The organism is Streptomyces sp. NPDC029044, assembly GCF_040637495.1.
Taxonomy (GTDB): Bacteria; Actinomycetota; Actinomycetes; order Streptomycetales; family Streptomycetaceae; genus Streptomyces.
On sequence record NZ_JBEZWN010000019.1, the window covers coordinates 84,199 to 100,671 of the forward strand.

At 72.2% G+C, this 16,473-nt stretch carries 18 protein-coding genes; 11 read left to right on the forward strand and 7 right to left on the reverse strand.

The genetic code is table 11. The features are described from left to right. Positions 1–44 precede the first annotated feature (44 nt). Positions 45–548 (reverse strand): HAD domain-containing protein, encoded by a 504-nt coding sequence (locus AB0E85_RS18085; protein WP_361927846.1) that lies wholly within the window; start codon positions 546–548, stop codon positions 45–47. Between the two features lie 297 nt (positions 549–845). On the opposite strand from AB0E85_RS18085, the gene AB0E85_RS18090 reads away from it, so the two are divergent. The 3 genes from AB0E85_RS18090 to AB0E85_RS18100 all read left to right on the forward strand — a co-directional run bounded on the left by AB0E85_RS18090 (position 846) and on the right by AB0E85_RS18100 (position 3,061). After that, positions 846–1,388 carry a DinB family protein gene (locus tag AB0E85_RS18090; protein WP_361927922.1) on the forward strand — a complete coding sequence of 181 codons (543 nt, stop codon included), beginning with the start codon at positions 846–848 and terminating at the stop codon, positions 1,386–1,388. A 111-nt stretch (positions 1,389–1,499) separates the two neighbouring features. After that, positions 1,500–1,907 (forward strand): YciI family protein, encoded by a 408-nt coding sequence (locus tag AB0E85_RS18095; RefSeq protein ID WP_184847697.1) that lies wholly within the window; start codon positions 1,500–1,502, stop codon positions 1,905–1,907. Between the two features lie 8 nt (positions 1,908–1,915). Continuing rightward, positions 1,916–3,061 carry a DUF6596 domain-containing protein gene (locus tag AB0E85_RS18100; protein WP_361927925.1) on the forward strand — a complete coding sequence of 382 codons (1,146 nt, stop codon included), beginning with the start codon at positions 1,916–1,918 and terminating at the stop codon, positions 3,059–3,061. Positions 3,062–3,079: 18 nt separating this feature from the next. On the opposite strand, the gene AB0E85_RS18105 is transcribed toward AB0E85_RS18100, so the two are convergent. From AB0E85_RS18105 to phoU, 3 genes are all read right to left on the reverse strand, one after another. Continuing rightward, positions 3,080–3,331: an SCO4226 family nickel-binding protein gene (locus AB0E85_RS18105; protein WP_361927849.1), complete on the reverse strand. Its 252-nt coding sequence runs from the start codon at positions 3,329–3,331 to the stop codon at positions 3,080–3,082. Positions 3,332–3,522: 191 nt separating this feature from the next. After that, on the reverse strand, positions 3,523–3,678 hold the full coding sequence (locus AB0E85_RS18110; protein ID WP_361927852.1) for a hypothetical protein: 156 nt from the start codon (positions 3,676–3,678) through the stop codon (positions 3,523–3,525). 129 nt (positions 3,679–3,807) lie between these two features. Next, entirely contained in the window at positions 3,808–4,509 is a 702-nt protein-coding gene (gene phoU, locus AB0E85_RS18115; protein ID WP_184847696.1) for a phosphate signaling complex protein PhoU, read from the reverse strand. A 246-nt stretch (positions 4,510–4,755) separates the two neighbouring features. On the opposite strand from phoU, the gene AB0E85_RS18120 reads away from it, so the two are divergent. Beyond that, entirely contained in the window at positions 4,756–6,099 is a 1,344-nt protein-coding gene (locus AB0E85_RS18120; RefSeq protein ID WP_361927854.1) for an ATP-binding protein, read from the forward strand. Then, the gene (locus AB0E85_RS18125) at positions 6,096–6,776 is read left to right on the forward strand and encodes a response regulator transcription factor (RefSeq protein ID WP_030243122.1); all 681 of its coding nucleotides are present in this window, start codon (positions 6,096–6,098) and stop codon (positions 6,774–6,776) included. Before AB0E85_RS18120 ends, AB0E85_RS18125 begins: the two co-directional genes overlap by 4 nt. A 79-nt stretch (positions 6,777–6,855) precedes the next feature. Here the strand turns inward: AB0E85_RS18125 and AB0E85_RS18130 are convergent, their stop codons facing one another. Continuing rightward, entirely contained in the window at positions 6,856–7,551 is a 696-nt protein-coding gene (locus AB0E85_RS18130; RefSeq protein ID WP_361927856.1) for a DUF461 domain-containing protein, read from the reverse strand. 581 nt (positions 7,552–8,132) lie between these two features. Here AB0E85_RS18130 and AB0E85_RS18135 point away from each other — a divergent pair. The 6 genes from AB0E85_RS18135 (at position 8,133) to AB0E85_RS18160 (ending at position 14,554) form a co-directional block, all read left to right on the forward strand. Next, the gene (locus AB0E85_RS18135; RefSeq protein ID WP_003953493.1) at positions 8,133–8,615 is read left to right on the forward strand and encodes a CarD family transcriptional regulator; all 483 of its coding nucleotides are present in this window, start codon (positions 8,133–8,135) and stop codon (positions 8,613–8,615) included. A gap of 291 nt (positions 8,616–8,906) precedes the next feature. Further along, complete coding sequence (ispD, locus tag AB0E85_RS18140; RefSeq protein ID WP_361927859.1) at positions 8,907–9,671, forward strand: 2-C-methyl-D-erythritol 4-phosphate cytidylyltransferase; 765 nt, start codon at positions 8,907–8,909, stop codon at positions 9,669–9,671. Then, positions 9,661–10,155 (forward strand): 2-C-methyl-D-erythritol 2,4-cyclodiphosphate synthase, encoded by a 495-nt coding sequence (gene ispF, locus AB0E85_RS18145; protein ID WP_062927607.1) that lies wholly within the window; start codon positions 9,661–9,663, stop codon positions 10,153–10,155. Before ispD ends, ispF begins: the two co-directional genes overlap by 11 nt. Positions 10,156–10,254: 99 nt before the next feature. Continuing rightward, complete coding sequence (gene cysS / locus AB0E85_RS18150; RefSeq protein ID WP_361927863.1) at positions 10,255–11,649, forward strand: cysteine--tRNA ligase; 1,395 nt, start codon at positions 10,255–10,257, stop codon at positions 11,647–11,649. 107 nt (positions 11,650–11,756) lie between these two features. Next, positions 11,757–12,698: a 23S rRNA (guanosine(2251)-2'-O)-methyltransferase RlmB gene (gene rlmB, locus AB0E85_RS18155; RefSeq protein ID WP_361927865.1), complete on the forward strand. Its 942-nt coding sequence runs from the start codon at positions 11,757–11,759 to the stop codon at positions 12,696–12,698. Between the two features lie 128 nt (positions 12,699–12,826). Next, complete coding sequence (locus AB0E85_RS18160; RefSeq protein ID WP_361927868.1) at positions 12,827–14,554, forward strand: DoxX family membrane protein; 1,728 nt, start codon at positions 12,827–12,829, stop codon at positions 14,552–14,554. Positions 14,555–15,169: 615 nt separating this feature from the next. Here AB0E85_RS18160 and AB0E85_RS18165 read toward each other — a convergent pair. Further along, positions 15,170–15,898, reverse strand: a complete 729-nt coding sequence (locus AB0E85_RS18165) for a nucleotidyltransferase family protein (protein ID WP_030849188.1) — start codon at positions 15,896–15,898, stop codon at positions 15,170–15,172. Positions 15,899–15,997: 99 nt separating this feature from the next. Beyond that, positions 15,998–16,447, reverse strand: coding sequence for a hypothetical protein (locus AB0E85_RS18170; protein WP_107456790.1), 450 nt, complete (start codon positions 16,445–16,447; stop codon positions 15,998–16,000). Between the last annotated feature and the right edge of the window lie 26 nt (positions 16,448–16,473).

Genomic DNA, 16,473 nt, shown 5'->3' on the forward strand with positions numbered 1-16,473 from the left:
CCGTCCGCACGCGCCGGACGCTCAGCCGGGACCGCTCGCGGTGCTCAGCCCGGCATGACGGGACGAAGCCACCCGGCGAGCGCGCGGAAGTCGGCGTCCACGAGGCCCTTCGCCGGGTCGACGCGATGCAGCAGTGCCCGCCCGGGATGACTCGCCTCCACCCACAGGTGGTCCATGGCGCCGATCTCGTCGTCGACCCAGATGAACGGCCGGCCCTCGGCCCACTCGACGAGGCGGCCGGTCTTCCAGTGCAGGCCGTGCGGGCCCTGGTCGGCGGCGCAGGGGTCCGGCCACTCCACCACGGGCAGCTTCGGCAGTCCGACGAGGGGGGAGACGACCTCGTTCGCCTCCTCCATCCAGGTCGTCGCCCAGACGAGCCGGCAGCCCAGGGCCAGGAGGCGCGGACCGAGTCCGGGGTCGAGCCGCTCCAGCAGGGGGTTTCCCTGACCGGCCGCAGGGGGGTGGAGGTGACCGGACGATGACCCGAACGGGATGAGCGGGCCGTCGACGTCGAGGAAGAGGAGGGGACGCTCCGTCGCGCTGGTCACGGCGGCACGATAGCTCCGCGCAGCGAAAGCGGGCCAGGTGTGCTGTCCCCTTGATGAAGGCGAGGGCCGGCCTGCGGTGACGCGTGAGGCCTGTGGGCGGGCACGGCACGTCCTGGTCGTCGACACCGGGCCGCCGTCCCCTGTCACGTCCGCGCCCGATATTCGGTGGCGCCCATGCCCCACCCGGTCCACCATGCCCGCATGATCTCTGGCGAGCACACCGGCGAACGAGCAGCGTCCACCGCGTCAGCGGACTCGGAGACGACGCGGTGGACGAAGGCCACCGTCTATCCCGACATGTGGGTCGACCCCGACGACGACCCTCGTGAGACCGGCACCGAGCCGGTCGACGAGCGCGGCATCCTCCTCGACTACCTGCGCCACTACCGCCTCACCTTCGAGATGAAGTGCGCGGGTCTGGACGCCGAGCAGATGGCCCGGCGGTCCGTCCCGCCGTCCACGATGTCGCTGCTCGGACTGGTGCGGCACCTGACGGAGGACGAGCGGCACCTCCGCCGGGTGATGGCCGGAGAGGACGCGCCGAAGCTGTACCGCACCGAGGAGGACCGGGACGGTGACTTCAACGGTGCCGTCGCCGACCAGGCGGTCGTGGACGAGGCCTGGCGGGCGTGGCGTGCCGAGACAGAGCGCACCGACCGCTTCCTGGCCGGCGTCACCGACCTCTCCACCCGCAACGCCGGCTTCTCCGACTACGGCGCCGAACCGGGCGGACAGGTCCAGCTCCGCGACATCCTGGTCGCGCAGATCGCGGAGTACGCACGGCACTGCGGCCACGCCGACCTCCTGCGCGAACGGGTCGACGGCCGCGTCGGGCAGTGAGCACCGGCCCGCAGAAAAAACTTCGGCGGCGATGTCGAGAACCCGTGCCCCGCTCCGTCCCCGGGGTGAAGGCGGCCAAGATGGGTCGCAACCGCACCGAGGAGAGCCACCATGGCCAAGTACCTGCTCCTGAAGCACTACCGAGGCGCTCCGGCAGCGGTCAACGACGTCCCCATGGACCAGTGGACGCCCGAGGAGATCTCGGCGCACCTGCAGTACATGCGCGACTTCGCGGACCGGCTGGAGAAGACGGGCGAGTTCGTCGACGGTCAGGCGCTCGCCCCCGAAGGGGCGTGGGTCCGGTACGACGGTGAGGGGCGCCCGCCGGTCACCGACGGCCCGTTCGCCGAGACCAAGGACCTCATCGCCGGCTGGATGATCATCGATGTCGACGGCTACGAGCGTGCCGTCGAGCTGGCCGGGGAACTGTCGGCCGCCCCCGGAGCGGGCGGCAAGCCGATCCACGAGTGGCTGGAGGTGCGCCCCTTCCTGGCCGCCCACCCCACCGTCACGGAGTGACCCCACCGATGGACGAGGCCCTCGTCAGAAGCCTCATCCCCGGCGTGCTCACGATCCTCGTCCGCCGCGGAGCCGACTTCGCGGCGGCCGAGGACGCCGTGCAGGACGCGCTGATCGAGGCGGTCCGGGTCTGGCCGTCCGACCGGCCCCGGGACCCGAAGGGCTGGCTGGTCACCGTCGCGTGGCGCAAGTTCCTCGACCAGGCGCGGGCGGACAGCGCGCGCCGCCGGCGTGAGGACCTCGTCGAGGAGGAGCCGCCGCCCGGGCCCGCGGCCGACGCGGACGACACGCTCCAGCTCTACTTCCTGTGCGCCCACCCCTCGCTGACGCCCTCGTCGGCGGTCGCGCTCACGCTGCGCGCAGTCGGCGGGCTCACCACCCGGCAGATCGCCCGGGCCTACCTCGTGCCCGAGGCGACGATGGCCCAGCGCATCAGCCGGGCCAAGCGCACCGTCTCCGGCGTGCGGTTCGACCAGCCCGGCGACGTCGCGACCGTGCTGCGCGTGCTCTACCTGGTCTTCAACGAGGGCTACTCCGGCGACGTCGACCTCGCCGCCGAGGCCATCCGGCTCACCCGGCAGCTCGCGGCCGCGATCGACCACCCCGAGGTCGCGGGGCTGCTCGCCCTGATGCTGCTCCATCACGCGCGGCGGGCGTCCCGGACCGGGCCCGACGGCGGCCTGGTGCCGCTCGCCGAGCAGGACCGCGGCCGGTGGGACACGCGGATGATCGCCGAGGGCATCGGGATCCTCCAGGCGGCCCTCGCCCGCGACCGGCTGGGCGAGTTCCAGGCCCAGGCCGCCGTCGCGGCCCTGCACGCCGACGCGCCCACCGCCGAGGAGACCGACTGGGTGCAGATCGTCGAGTGGTACGACGAACTCGCGCGCCTGACCGACAGCCCGGTCGTCCGGCTCAACCGCGCAGTGGCCGTCGGCGAGGCCGACGGACCGCGCGCCGGACTCGCGGCGCTGGCGGCGCTGGACGACTCACTGCCCCGCTACGCCGCGGTGGCGGCGTATCTCCACGAGCGCGACGGTGACCCGGAAACGGCGGCCCGCCTGTACGCCGAGGCGGCCCGCAAGGCACCCGACCTCGCCGAACGCGACTACCTGACCCGGCAGGCGGCCCGCCTCAACGCCGGCCGGCGCCGCTGACGGGCCGCGTGCGGTCGGTCACGTCACCGTCAGCGGCACGGGGTGCACCTCGTCCGCCTTGTGCCCGGCGCGCTCGTGAATGCGCTGGACCGCTTCGGCCGAGGGGGCCTCGGAGAGGCAGTAGACATGGCCGGACTCCGGGTCCGCCCAGGCCATCTCGAAGTGGACCTGCTCGTCCTTCTCTATCGCGAGGTCCGCGTTGTGGGCTTCACGCAGCTGCTCCTCCGTGATGCCCTTCATGCCGCTGTGGACATCCATGAACTTGGGCATGCCTCCAGCCTCCTTCCCGGCAAAGGCAGCGGCTGGGCGACGTCAGCGCCGACGGCGCAGGCCCGTGCCGCCTCGCCTCCCTCCCATGCTCCGCCCGTACGGCCACCAGGGCGACCCCGGGCGCCACGCCGCAGGGCCCCGGCGGGACAGCCGGGGCCCTGACGGACGTACGGGACGACACTGCGTCGGCGTCAGCCGCACTGGCAGGGGCTGCCCGACTGGCACCCGCAGCCACAGCCCGAGCCGCACCCGCACGCGGCGATCAGGTGCAGGCTCCTGATCTCGGCGGGCTGCTCGGTCTCACGCTGCCGTGCGGGGTCGGGCGTCGTGCTGGGGGATTCGGCCATGGGTCCCTCCTAGAGGCTGGTGCCTGTGCCCATTGGATGCCCAGGGCGCTGGGCGCATCAACGGCGCATTGAGGCGCCCGCGCGCCCGGTCCCGATCCCCGGCCTCGGCCTCGGCCCCGGTGCAGCGCGTCAGGCGCTCTCCGCCCCCGGAACCGCCTGGATCTCCGGCTGGGCGTCCGCCTGGAGCTCGTCCGCGTGCTCGCCCGTCACCAGGTACACCACGCGCTTGGCGACCGACACCGCGTGGTCGGCGAACCGCTCGTAGTAGCGGCCGAGCAGCGTGACGTCGACGGCCGTCTCGATGCCGTGCTTCCAGCGGTCGTCCATCAGGTGCTGGAAGAGCGTGCGGTGCAGCAGGTCCATCTCGTCGTCGTCCTGCTCCAGCTGGAGCGCCAGGTCGACGTCCTTGGTGATGATCACCTCGGCGGCCTTCGCCATCAGGCGCTGCGCGAGCTGGCCCATCTCCAGGATGGTGGCGTGCAGGTCGCTCGGGACCGCGCGGTCGGGGTAGCGCAGGCGTGCGAGCTTCGCCACGTGCTGGGCGAGGTCGCCCGAGCGCTCCAGGTCGGCCGACATCCGCAGCGACGTGACGACGATCCGCAGGTCGGTGGCGACCGGCTGCTGCCGGGCCAGCAGGGCTATGGCCCGGGCCTCCAGCTCGTGCTGGAGCTCGTCGACCCGCTGGTCGGCCTCGATGACGTTCTCGGCCAGCTTCAGATCGGAGTCGAGCATGGCGGTCGTGGCGCGCCCGATCGCCGACCCGACCAGCCGGGCCATCTCCACCAGACTGTCGCTTATCGAGTCCAGTTCCTCGTGGTACGCGTCCCGCATCAGGCTTTCCCTCTCGTGCGTCTCAGTCGGGGGTCCAAGGGCCGGGGCCCACCGGACAACCGGCGATACGACCGTCGTATTACCAACGGTCCGAACCCCACGCTCCCACGTTCCGGCCCTTACGCGTCCGTTTCCGTCATCCCAAATGAACCAATACTGGCTCCAAGGTGAACTCTGGGCGACGAGTGTTCGAGCTCGCAGCCCGACGGCTGTGGAGGGTGCCCTGGCCATGCCTAACCTGGGTGCATGGACGTGAACGCGGCGGTCGCCGCAGTGGCAGCGATCGCCGGGGTGCTCACCGGCGTCATCGCGATGCTCGCGTTCCGCTGGAGTGAGCGCGAGCAGAAGCGCCCCACCCGTAGCTCCCTGCACACCGACGCGGTGCTCCCGCCGGGCGTGGACACGGTCCTGTCGGTCCTCAGGTCGTCCGCCGTCGTCCTCGACGAGGCGGACGCCGTGGTCAAGGCCAGCTCGGCGGCGTACGCCCTCGGCCTGGTCCGCGGCGGCAAGCTCGCCGTCGAGCCGATGTTGCAGATGGCCCGGGACACCCGGCGGGACGGCGAGATACGCCAGGTCGAACTGGACCTGCCGCGGCGCGGCACCGGACGCGGAGAGGCCCTGGCCGTCTCCGCGCGGGTCGCGCCGCTCGGCTCCCGGCTGGTGCTGCTCCTCGTGGAGGACCTGACCGAGGCCCGCCGCATCGAGGCGGTCCGGCGCGACTTCGTCGCGAACGTGAGCCACGAGCTGAAGACGCCCGTCGGTGCCCTCTCGCTGCTCTCCGAGGCCGTCATGGACGCCTCCGACGACCCCGAGGCCGTCGAGCGGTTCGCCGGGCGCATGCAGATCGAGGCCACCCGGCTCACCAGCCTCGTACAGGAGCTCATCGACCTCTCCCGGGTGCAGAACGACGACCCGCTGGAGGACGCCGAACCGGTCCGGGTCGACGAGCTCGTCGCCGAGGCCGTCGACCGCTGCCGGCACCAGGCCGGCGCCAAACAGATCACCATGGCCTCGAACGTCTGGGCGCCCGAAGGGCCCGACCAGGCGGGCGGCGGGCGACGTGAAGGCGCTACCGACGACCTGCGCGTCTGGGGAAACCGCGGCCAGCTCGCCGCCGCCCTCGGCAACCTCGTCGAGAACGCCGTCAACTACTCACCCGCCCGCACCCGCGTCGGCATAGCGGCCCGCAGCGTGAGCGCGCCCGGCGGGGACCAGATCGAGATCGCCGTCACCGACCAGGGCATCGGCATCTCCGACAAGGACAAGGAGCGCATCTTCGAGCGCTTCTACCGCGTCGACCCGGCCCGCTCCCGTGCCACCGGCGGTACGGGGCTGGGACTGGCGATCGTGAAGCACGTGGCCGCCTCGCACGGCGGGGAGGTCACGGTGTGGAGCGCCGAAGGCCAGGGCTCCACCTTCACCCTGCGGCTGCCGGAGGCCGGTGCGGCCCGCGACCGCGCACATCAGCAGCCCGCCCGAGAGACACGCGCAGGAGGCGCGGGCCTCGACGTGGAGGCCGGGCGGTCCACCCCTCATTCCCCCGAATCGAACGCGTACGAAACGCTTCCCGCCCCGGAGGTCCTTCCGTGACCCGTGTGCTCGTCGTCGAGGACGAGGAGTCCTTCTCCGACGCCCTGTCGTACATGCTCCGCAAGGAGGGCTTCGAGGTCGCGGTCGCGACCACCGGGCCCGACGGACTCGACGAGTTCGAGCGCAACGGCGCCGACCTCGTCCTCCTCGACCTGATGCTGCCCGGCCTGCCGGGCACCGAGGTGTGCCGCCAGCTGCGCGGCCGTTCCAACGTCCCCGTCATCATGGTGACGGCCAAGGACAGCGAGATCGACAAGGTCGTCGGGCTGGAGATAGGAGCCGACGACTACGTCACCAAGCCGTTCTCCTCACGCGAGCTGGTCGCCCGCATCCGCGCCGTGCTGCGCCGCAGAGGCGAGCCCGAGGAGGTCACGCCGGCGGCCCTGGAGGCCGGCCCGGTCCGCATGGACGTCGACCGGCACGTGGTCACCGTAGGCGGCACCAAGATCGACCTGCCGCTGAAGGAGTTCGACCTGCTGGAGATGCTGCTGCGCAACGCCGGCCGCGTGCTCACGCGCATGCAGCTGATCGACCGGGTCTGGGGCGCCGACTACGTCGGTGACACCAAGACCCTCGACGTCCACGTCAAGCGCCTGCGCGCCAAGATCGAGCCGGACCCGGGCGCTCCGCGCTACCTGGTGACGGTCCGCGGCCTCGGCTACAAGTTCGAGCCGTAGACCGGCCGCGCACGACGGCACGACGAAGGGCGGGCCCTCTCCTCGGAGAGGGCCCGCCCTTCGTGCTGCGACCGACTGCTCAGTGCCCGGCGCCCGCGCTGGCCGAGGCCGCGTCGGTGGGCGTACCGGACGCTCCGTGGCCACCCGGCGTCTCACCGCCCGCGGGGCTCTCCGGCGCGCCCGACGCACCCTCGGCGGGGGAGCCGGACGGCGAACCGGACGGCGAGCCGGACGGGGAGGAGGAGGCGCCCGGCGCGGCCGGAACCTCCGTCGGGCCCCACTCCTTGAAGTAGTGCTCTGCGGGGACGACGAACGCGCGCAGGCTCACGGCACCCGTCTTGCTGAAGGTGAAGGTGACCTTCTGCGCGTTGCCGTCCTGCACCGCCTCGCGGCTGCTCGGCAGCATCGCCGTGGCGTTGTTCTGGCCGCCCAGGACCAGCGAGCCGCCGGGCGGGATGCTGAGGCTGCCGCCCTTGGCGGGCTTCAGCTGGGCGGTCTTGCCGGTGCCCGGGAGGGTGATGGACTCCAGCGTCTCGGCACTGCGGCCGGAGTTGAAGAAGGTCGCGGAGATCGCCGCAGGGCCGGTCGACTCGAGGTCGGGCTGCGTGATCACGACCGCGTTCTGGATCTTGATGTCGCCGACACTCGTGGCGGCGTTGTCCGGCTTGATCTCCAGGGTCTGGGCGTTGGAGCCGGCGCCGCACGCGGCGAGCGAGGCGATCGAGAACGCGGTGACGGCGGCGGCGAGGGCACCGCGTCGAAGGCTGCTGCTCACGGCGGCGGCAACTCCTTGACTCGAGCGGAGCGGCCGATAAAGCCGCCCTAAGTGTCTGTCAGCGGGCCTTAGGTTACCGAGCCGCCCTCGTCCGGCCCCACCCGACCCCCCGTCACCGCCCGGTCCACCTGAGTCACACAGGACTGCCGCGTCACATTGGCGCGTTGCTCGTCCGGCATTCACATAAGAGCCCCGGACAGTGGCACGGATTTTCCGTGAAGGAATGCGCGGGGCACCCGGAATTGATCACCGACCACCCGTCCGGGGGCCTCGTGATCAATTCCGGATTCGACCGGAACCCGGCTCGGGCCGCCGAACGGAGTAGCGGAAGTCGATCATACGGAACCAGACATATGGGGATGTTCGTCCCTCTGGAGGATGCTCCGGATGCGTGTACCGTACGCGTTTCGCTCACCCCGGAGAGCCGCTCCCACCTGCGAATACCTTCTTCCACTCCCTGTCCGAAGCACGTTCCTGTCGGAGTTGTCAAGCCCCGAGATACGCCCTGACCTGCGAAAACGCCATTCAGAACCCGCGATTTCCGTGTTACCCTGGATAGCCACGGAAGGGGTACCTGTCACATGACGTTCAAGGTTGGCGACACCGTGGTCTATCCCCATCACGGGGCCGCGCTGATCGAGGCCATCGAAACTCGCCAGATCAAAGGCGTGGACAAGACCTACTTGGTGCTGAAGGTCGCCCAGGGCGACCTGACGGTACGTGTGCCAGCGGACAATGCGGAGTTCGTCGGCGTGCGTGATGTGGTCGGTCAGGACGGGCTGGACCGGGTCTTCGAGGTGCTGCGCGCGCCGTACGCCGAGGAGCCCACGAACTGGTCCCGTCGATACAAGGCAAACCTGGAGAAGCTCGCCTCGGGCGATGTCATCAAGGTCGCGGAAGTGGTGCGTGACCTGTGGCGTCGTGAGCGCGAGCGTGGACTCTCCGCCGGTGAGAAGCGCATGCTCGCCAAGGCCCGCCAGATCCTGGTGAGCGAGCTGGCCCTCGCGGAGAACACCAACGAGGACAAGGCCGAAGCCCTGCTCGACGAGGTTCTCGCCTCCTGAGGCGAAGCCGGTCGTCCAGCGCTCCGCGTATGAAGCGCGCGCCTGCACATCGAAATGCCGCGGTGCCCGATGACGAATTCTCCGTCGCCGGGCGCTGCGGCATGTTCGTACTCCGACGCCGATGCGCCACCGCCCCGGGATGTGTTATCACTCACGCCCCGGTGTTTGGCGTGCCGGGCCCGGGCAGCCGGCTCGACCAGCGTCACGGAAGGGTCCGGTCGAGCGCGTCGCGCCCGGCACTCCTCCAGGCCATACCCACGCCAGGCCAGCACACAAACCTGACAGGAACCGATGTCTGACGATTCGCGTCCCTCGCCGTCCGCCGGCCCCCCGGCGGCCCGTACGGCAGCCGTGATCCCGGCCGCCGGCCGCGGTGTCCGGCTCGGCCCGGGTGCCCCCAAGGCGCTGCGGGCGCTGAGCGGCACGCCCATGCTGATCCACGCGGTCCGCGCGATGGCCGCCTCCCGCGCCGTCTCCCTGGTCGTCGTCGTGGCACCGCCCGAGGGCGCCGCCGAGGTCAGGTCGCTGCTCGACGCGCACGCGCTGCCCGAGCGGACGGACTTCCTCGTCGTCCCGGGCGGGCAGAGCCGCCAGGAGTCGGTGAAGCTCGGCCTGGACGCGCTGCCGTCCGGCCACGACATCGTGCTGGTCCACGACGCGGCCCGGCCGCTGGTGCCGGTGGACACGGTCGACGCGGTGATCGAGGCCGTACGCGACGGCGCACCGGCCGTGGTCCCGGCGCTGCCGCTGGCCGACACCGTCAAGCAGGTCGAGCCCGCCGGCACCCCCGGCGAGCCGGAGCCGGTCGTCGCCACGCCGGAGCGCGCCCTGCTGCGGGCGGTGCAGACCCCGCAGGGCTTCGACCGGGCCACGCTGGTCCGGGCGCACGAGACGGTCACGGGCGAGGTCACCGACGACGCCGGCATGGTCGAGCAGCTCGGCCTCACGGTCGTGGCCGTCCCCGGTCACGAGGAGGCCTTCAAGGTCACCCGCCCCCTGGACCTGGTCCTCGCCGAGGCGGTCCTGGCCCGCAGGAGGCTCAACGATGGCTTCTGACCAGCCCGTCCTGCCCCAGGTCGGCATCGGCACCGACATCCACGCCTTCGAGGAGGGCCGCGAGCTGTGGTGCGCCGGCCTGAAGTGGGAGGGCGAGGGCCCGGGCCTGGCCGGTCACTCCGACGCGGACGTCGTCGCCCACGCCGCCTGCAACGCCCTCTTCTCCGCCGCCGGCCTCGGCGACCTCGGGCAGCACTTCGGCACGGGCCGCCCCGAGTGGTCGGGCGCCTCCGGGGTCACCCTCCTGACGGAGGCCGCGCGCATCGTGCGCGAGGCGGGCTTCCGGATCGGCAACATCGCCGTACAGGTGGTGGGACCCCGGCCGAAGATCGGCAAGCGCCGGGACGAGGCGCAGAAGCTCCTGTCCGAGGCGGCCGGGGCCCCGGTGTCGGTGTCGGGCGCGACGACGGACGGCCTCGGCTTCCCCGGCCGGGACGAAGGGCTGATGGCGGTGGCCACGGCGCTGGTGGTGCGCGCGGGCTGAGGGCAGGCGTCCGGGGCGTACCCGTTGCCAATGTCACGAATATGCGCACCCCGAGGGGAAGGTCCTGATGCACACCCCGGGGCCCACTACCCTGGAGTGGTGACTATTCGCCTGTACGACACCAGCGCCCGGCAGATCCGTGACTTCTCCCCGCTCAAGCCGGGTTGCGTCTCGATCTACCTGTGCGGTGCCACCGTGCAGGCCGCCCCGCACATCGGGCACATCCGTTCCGGACTGAACTTCGACATCATGCGCCGCTGGTTCGAGTACCGCGGCTACGACGTCACGTTCGTGCGGAACGTGACGGACATCGACGACAAGATCATCGTCAAGTCGGCCGACCAGAACCGCCCCTGGTGGGCCATCGGCTACGAGAACGAGCGCGCGTTCAACGACGGTTACCAGGCGCTGGGCTGCCTGCCCCCGACCTACGAGCCGCGCGCCACCGGCCACATCACCGAGATGGTCGAGATGATGCGCGGTCTCATCGAGCGCGGGCACGCCTACGTCGCCGACGGCAGCGTCTACTTCGACGTCCGCTCCTTCCCGGAGTACCTGGCGCTGTCCAACCAGGACATCGACGACCTGCGTCAGCCCGACGAGGGCGTCTCGGGCAAGCGCGACCCGCGCGACTTCGCCATGTGGAAGGCCACCAAGCCCGGCGAACCCGACTGGGAGACGCCCTGGGGCCGCGGCCGTCCCGGCTGGCACCTGGAGTGCTCGGCGATGGCCCACAAGTACCTCGGGACCGCCTTCGACATCCACGGCGGCGGCCTCGACCTGGTCTTCCCGCACCACGAGAACGAGATCGCCCAGGCCAAGGCCTACGGCGACGAGTTCGCGCGGTACTGGGTGCACAACGCCTGGGTCACCATGAGCGGCGAGAAGATGTCCAAGTCGCTCGGCAACTCGGTGCTGGTCAGTGAGATGGTCAAGCGCTGGCGGCCCATCGTGCTGCGCTACTACCTCGGCACCCCGCACTACCGCTCGATGATCGAGTACAGCGAGGAGGCACTGCGCGAGGCCGAGTCGGCGTTCGCGCGGATCGAGGGCTTCGTGCAGCGCGTGGTCGAGAAGGCCGGCGTCGTCGAGCCCGCCCCCGAGGTGCCGCTCGCCTTCGCCGAGGCCATGGACGACGACCTGGGCGTGCCGCAGGCGCTCGCCGTGGTGCACACCACCGTCCGGCAGGGCAACAGCGCCCTGGCCGCCGACGACAAGGAAGCAGCCGTGGCCCGGCTCGCCGAGGTCCGCGCGATGCTCGGAGTGCTCGGCCTCGACCCGCTGGACCCCCAGTGGGCCGGGGAGGGCGACCGCGGCGAAGACCTGCACGGCGTGGTCGACACGCTCGTCCGCATGGTGCTGGACCAGCGCGAGGCCGCCCGGGCCCGCAAGGACTGGCCCACCGCGGACGCCATCCGCGACCAGCTGGGCCAGTCCGGTCTGGTCATCGAGGACAGCCCGCAGGGGCCGCGATGGAGCCTCGGCCCGCGCTGAGACCAGCCCCACGGGCTGCTCGACTGTGCCGCCCGGGCCTCCGGGCGGCACACTTCACAGACGTACACACTTCACCGCCTCACGGCGACAGCAGAGACAGGTAGGTCATGGCAGCCAACAACCGCCGCATGTCCGGCAAGAAGGGCGCGCAGGTCGGCAGTGGCGGCCAGCGGCGCCGGGGCCTGGAAGGCAAGGGCCCCACCCCGCCCGCCGAGATGCGCAAGGGGCACAAGAAGAACCGTGTCGCCAACGCCAAGGCGAAGCAGGCCGTGCGCCGGCCCACCGTGCGCGGCCGTGGCGGCAAGGGCACGTCCGAGCTGGTCGTCGGACGCAACCCGGTCCTGGAGGCGCTGCGCGAGGGCGTCCCGGCGTCCACGCTCTACGTCCAGCAGTTCATCGACAACGACGAGCGGGTGCGCGAGGCCCTCCAGGTCGCCGCCGAGCGCGGCGGGATCAACCTCATGGAGGCCCCGCGCCCCGAGCTGGACCGGATGACCAACGGTCTCAACCACCAGGGCCTGGTCCTCCAGGTCCCGCCGTACGAGTACGCCCACCCCGAGGACCTGGCGGCCGCCGCCTACGACGAGGGCGTGGACCCGCTGATCGTCGCCCTCGACGGCGTCACCGACCCGCGCAACCTGGGCGCGGTCGTCCGCTCCGTCTCCGCCTTCGGCGGTCACGGCGTGGTCGTCCCCGAGCGCCGTGCGGCCGGTATGACGGCCGGTGCCTGGAAGACGTCCGCCGGTACGGCGGCCCGTACCCCGGTCGCCCGGGCCACCAACCTCACCCGGGCCCTGGAGGCGTACAAGAAGGCCGGCATCACGGTCGTCGGCCTGGCCGCCGACGGCGAGGCCGAGCTCGGCGAGCTTCCGGCGCTGGACGGCCCGGTCGTCATCGTCGTCGGCAGCGAGGGCAAGGGGCTGTCCCGGCTGGTCGGGGAGACCTGTGACGTCCGGGTGCGGATCCCGATGCCGGGCGGCGCCGAGTCGCTCAACGCCGGTGTGGCGGCGGGGATCGTGCTGTACGAGGCGGCCCGCCGACGCCGCTGAACAAGCGTCCGGAACTTCACCCGTGCGGGGTAATTCCGGTGTCAACGGGGCGACGAGGACAAGCTTGACGGGGTCCGGACAGATCCGGCGGGTCAAAGCAGTGTCCTAACGCGACGTCACTCGGTTAGATGAGTGTGGACACCAGAACACCCCGCACACCCACGGGGGACCGCTCGTCGGGACTCGACGACGCTCCCGCGCTGAGCATGGTGAAGGTGCCGAGCGACCCGGCGCAGGTCATCGTCAATCACGCGAGTTTCCGCGTGCAGTTGGGCGTCTCGACGCGTCGCGTCCAGTCCCCCCGGGTCGCACGGCACCTGACCGCCACCGAGGACACCGCCCGCATCCCCCAGGTGGGGGGCGGGGCGGACGGGGCCACCGCCCGCCGCCGGCCCGTCGTCTGGAGCGGCAGATCCGCCCCCGACGACACCGGCGCGCACCGGCTCCTTCAGGCCGTGCGGCACGAGAGCGTCCGCCACGCCGACGAGCCCGCCTCCGACACGGGGGCCACCCAGGTCATCTCCCGCGTGGGCCCGGGCTACGACGACCCCGGGTACCAGGGCGCGGGCTACGGCGGCGCCGGCTACAGCGGCACCGGCTACGAGGACGGCGGCTACGAGGACGACCTCGTCCAGACCGTCGAGACCCCGGTCGTCGGCCCCCAGCGCACCCACGAACCCGGCGACGGCACCCGGCTGCTGCCGCCCATGCGCACCGTCGGCAGCGCCTACGACGAACCGGCGTACGGCGAACCTGCCTACGGGGACGGCGAGTTCGAGGAGTCCGCCCCCGGCGCGGACGACACCGGACGGCGGGCCAAGCGGCACGGCGACGACCCGGCCCGGCACGCCTACTACCCCGGCCGCCGGATGAACCTCGGCGTCGTCCTGCTCCCGCTGCGCGTCTTCCTGGGCTTCATCTCCATCTACGCCGGCATGGGCAAGCTGTGCGACCCCGTCTACTTCGAAGGCGGCAAGCGTGGCTCCATGGTCAAGTGGCTCAACACGCTGCACCCGTGGGAAGTCGCCGAGCCGCTGCGCCAGTTCGCCCTGGAGCACCCGGTCGGCGCCGGGCTGGTCATCGCCTTCGCCCAGGTCATCGTCGGCGTCCTGACGGTGCTGGGCTGCTGGCAGCGCGTCGCCGCCTGTCTGGGCGCCCTGCTGTCGGCCGCGCTGCTGGTCACGGTCAGCTGGAAGAGCGTCCCCGCCTACGAGACGCCCGACATCATCTACCTCGCCGCCTGGTCGCCGCTGATCATCGCGGGCGCCCCCGTGTACTCCGTCGACGGCCGGCTGGCCGGCAGCGCCTGGCGCCGTCTCGGCCCCCGCGCCGACATCTGGGACCTGCGCCGCTACGTCCTGCGTCGCGGCGCCCTCGTCACCGCCATCGCCACCGGCGTCACCCTGCTCGTCGGCTCGCTGCTCGGCGGTGCCGTCCGCGACGCCGACCGGGTCGTCGTCCCGGGTCCCGGCGAGGCCCCGCGCAACGAGCTGCCCGGCTCCCCGCTCCCGGGTGAGCCCGGCAAGCGCAAGGAGAAGCGGACGCCGTCGGCCTCCTCCTCGCCCACCCAGGGCGCCACGGCCGGCTCCGCGAGCCCGAGCGCGGGCACCACGACCCGGCCGGACGCCACCCGGGACACCGGCACCGTCACCGGCGGCTCGCCCAGCCAGACCCAGGGCACCGCGGGCCAGGCCCCGCCCCAGCAGTCCACCCCGGAGAACCAGGTCCCCAGCACCACGACCGGCCCGACCTCCGGCGGCGGCACCGCCACGGGCGGCACGGGCTCGACCGGCGGCACGGGCGGCGGCGGCTCCTCCACGGGCCGCCCGGGCCTGGTGGGCGGCTTGCTGGGCTAGCCCCGCCCCAAGCGCCAGAAGGGCCCCGCACCGGAAGGTGCGGGGCCTTCTGGCGCGCAAGGGAGAGACCCTCCAGGGGCGCGGGGAACCGCGCGACCGACCACGACGGGCCGGCGCGGCCGCCCGGCATGCCGGGGGCACCTGTTGACGCCTGGGGTGCAGACGCCCTTGAAGGGGCGCGGGGAACTGCGCGAGCAACCACAACGGGCCCGCGGCCGCCCGGCATTCAGGGGGCACCTGTTGACGCCTGGGGTGCAGACGCCCTTGAAGGGGCGCGGGGAACTGCGCGAGCAACCACAACGGGCCCGCGGCCGCTCGGCATTCAGGGGGTACCCGTCGACGCCTGGGGGTGCAGACGTCCCTGAAGGGGCGCGGGGAACTGCGCGAGCAACCACAACGGGCCCGCGGCCGTTCGGCATGCCGGGGGCACCTGTCGACGCCTGGGGGTGCAGACGCCCTTGAAGGGGCGCGGGGAACTGCGCGAGCAACCACAACGGGCCCGCGGCCGCTCGGCATGCCGGGGGCACGTCCTTGAAGGGGCGCGGGGAACTGCGCGAGCGACCACGACGGGCCCGCGGCCGAAACACACCGCACACCGCACACGGCAGACCGCGGCTAGCGCCCCGCCGCCAATTCCTTCGCCGCCTCCGTCAGATCCTTCGCCGTGTCGATGGCCCGCCAGTACGACCCTTGCGGGATCGTGAACCCGGCCAGGCGCCGCTCACGGGCCAGATGCGGAAACGTCGTCCGCTCGTGGTCCCCTCGGTGCGGCAGCAGCCCGGCGAACTCGGGGGAGAAGACGTACACGCCGGCGTTGATCTCGAACGTCGACGGCGGCGCCTCGATGAAGTCGGTGATACGCCCGAACCCGTCGGTCTGCACCGCTCCCCACGGCAGCCGGGGCCGCGCCAGCGCCAGCGTCGCCACGGCGTCCCGCTCGGCGTGGAAGTCGGCCATGTCCCGCAGCGAGAACCGGGTCCAGATGTCCCCGTTCGTCGCGTACCAGGGCTGGTCGGGGTGGGGGAGATGCGCCGCGGCGTACTTGAGGCCGCCGCCGCGTCCGAGCGGCTCCGGTTCGACGACCGTCGTGACGGAGACGGGCAACTCGGCCGTCTCCAGCCACTTCTGGAGGACCTCGGCGAGGTGGCCGCAGGAGACCACGACGTCCGTCACACCCTCGTCGGCGAGCCAGGACAGCTGATGGCCGATGATCGGCGTCCCGGTCCCGGGGATCTCGACCATCGGCTTGGGCCGGTCGTCGGTGTACGGACGCAGCCGGGAGCCCTGGCCACCGGCCAGAACGACGGCTTGAACGGGGCGGGACGCGGCGCTCGGATCGCTCATGAGAACGAACTGTACGTGGCGTCCCGCCCGCGGCAGCGGCCGACGATCGTTCCGGCGCCGGACGTCAGGGACTTCCCACCCGGTGGCAGGGCGGTGCGCTCAGCTGTGCGCGGCGGCGACGCCGGTGGCGAAGGCGGTGTCGCACACCGGGCGCGCGTAGGACTGGGCGCGGGTCGGGCCGTAGACCCGGACGGCGGCCTGGCCGAGGGCGCGCGCGATGGACGCGCAGTGCTTCGCCAGCGACGGGCGGCCGTTGACGGCCTGCTGAAGGTGGGTGAGGGCGACGCCCGGGTCCTCTTCCTGGAGTTCCGTCAGCAGCTTGTCGCGCAGGATGTCCTGGGGGGCGCGCTTGGCGGCCCGGGGGCTGCCCACGGAGGTGTCCGCGGCGGTGAGCACCGGGTCGGTGGAGTTCCCCGACCAGTTGACTCGGGTGACCGCGAGGGTCCCGGAGAGCACCAGGACGACGGGCAGGACGAAAGCGAGGGTGCGGCCGATCCGGCGGGCGGGGCCCCGGCCGCGTCGCGTCTGTTGGTTCATGGAGTGCTTCACGCGTGTGAGGGTAGCGCCCGGTAATG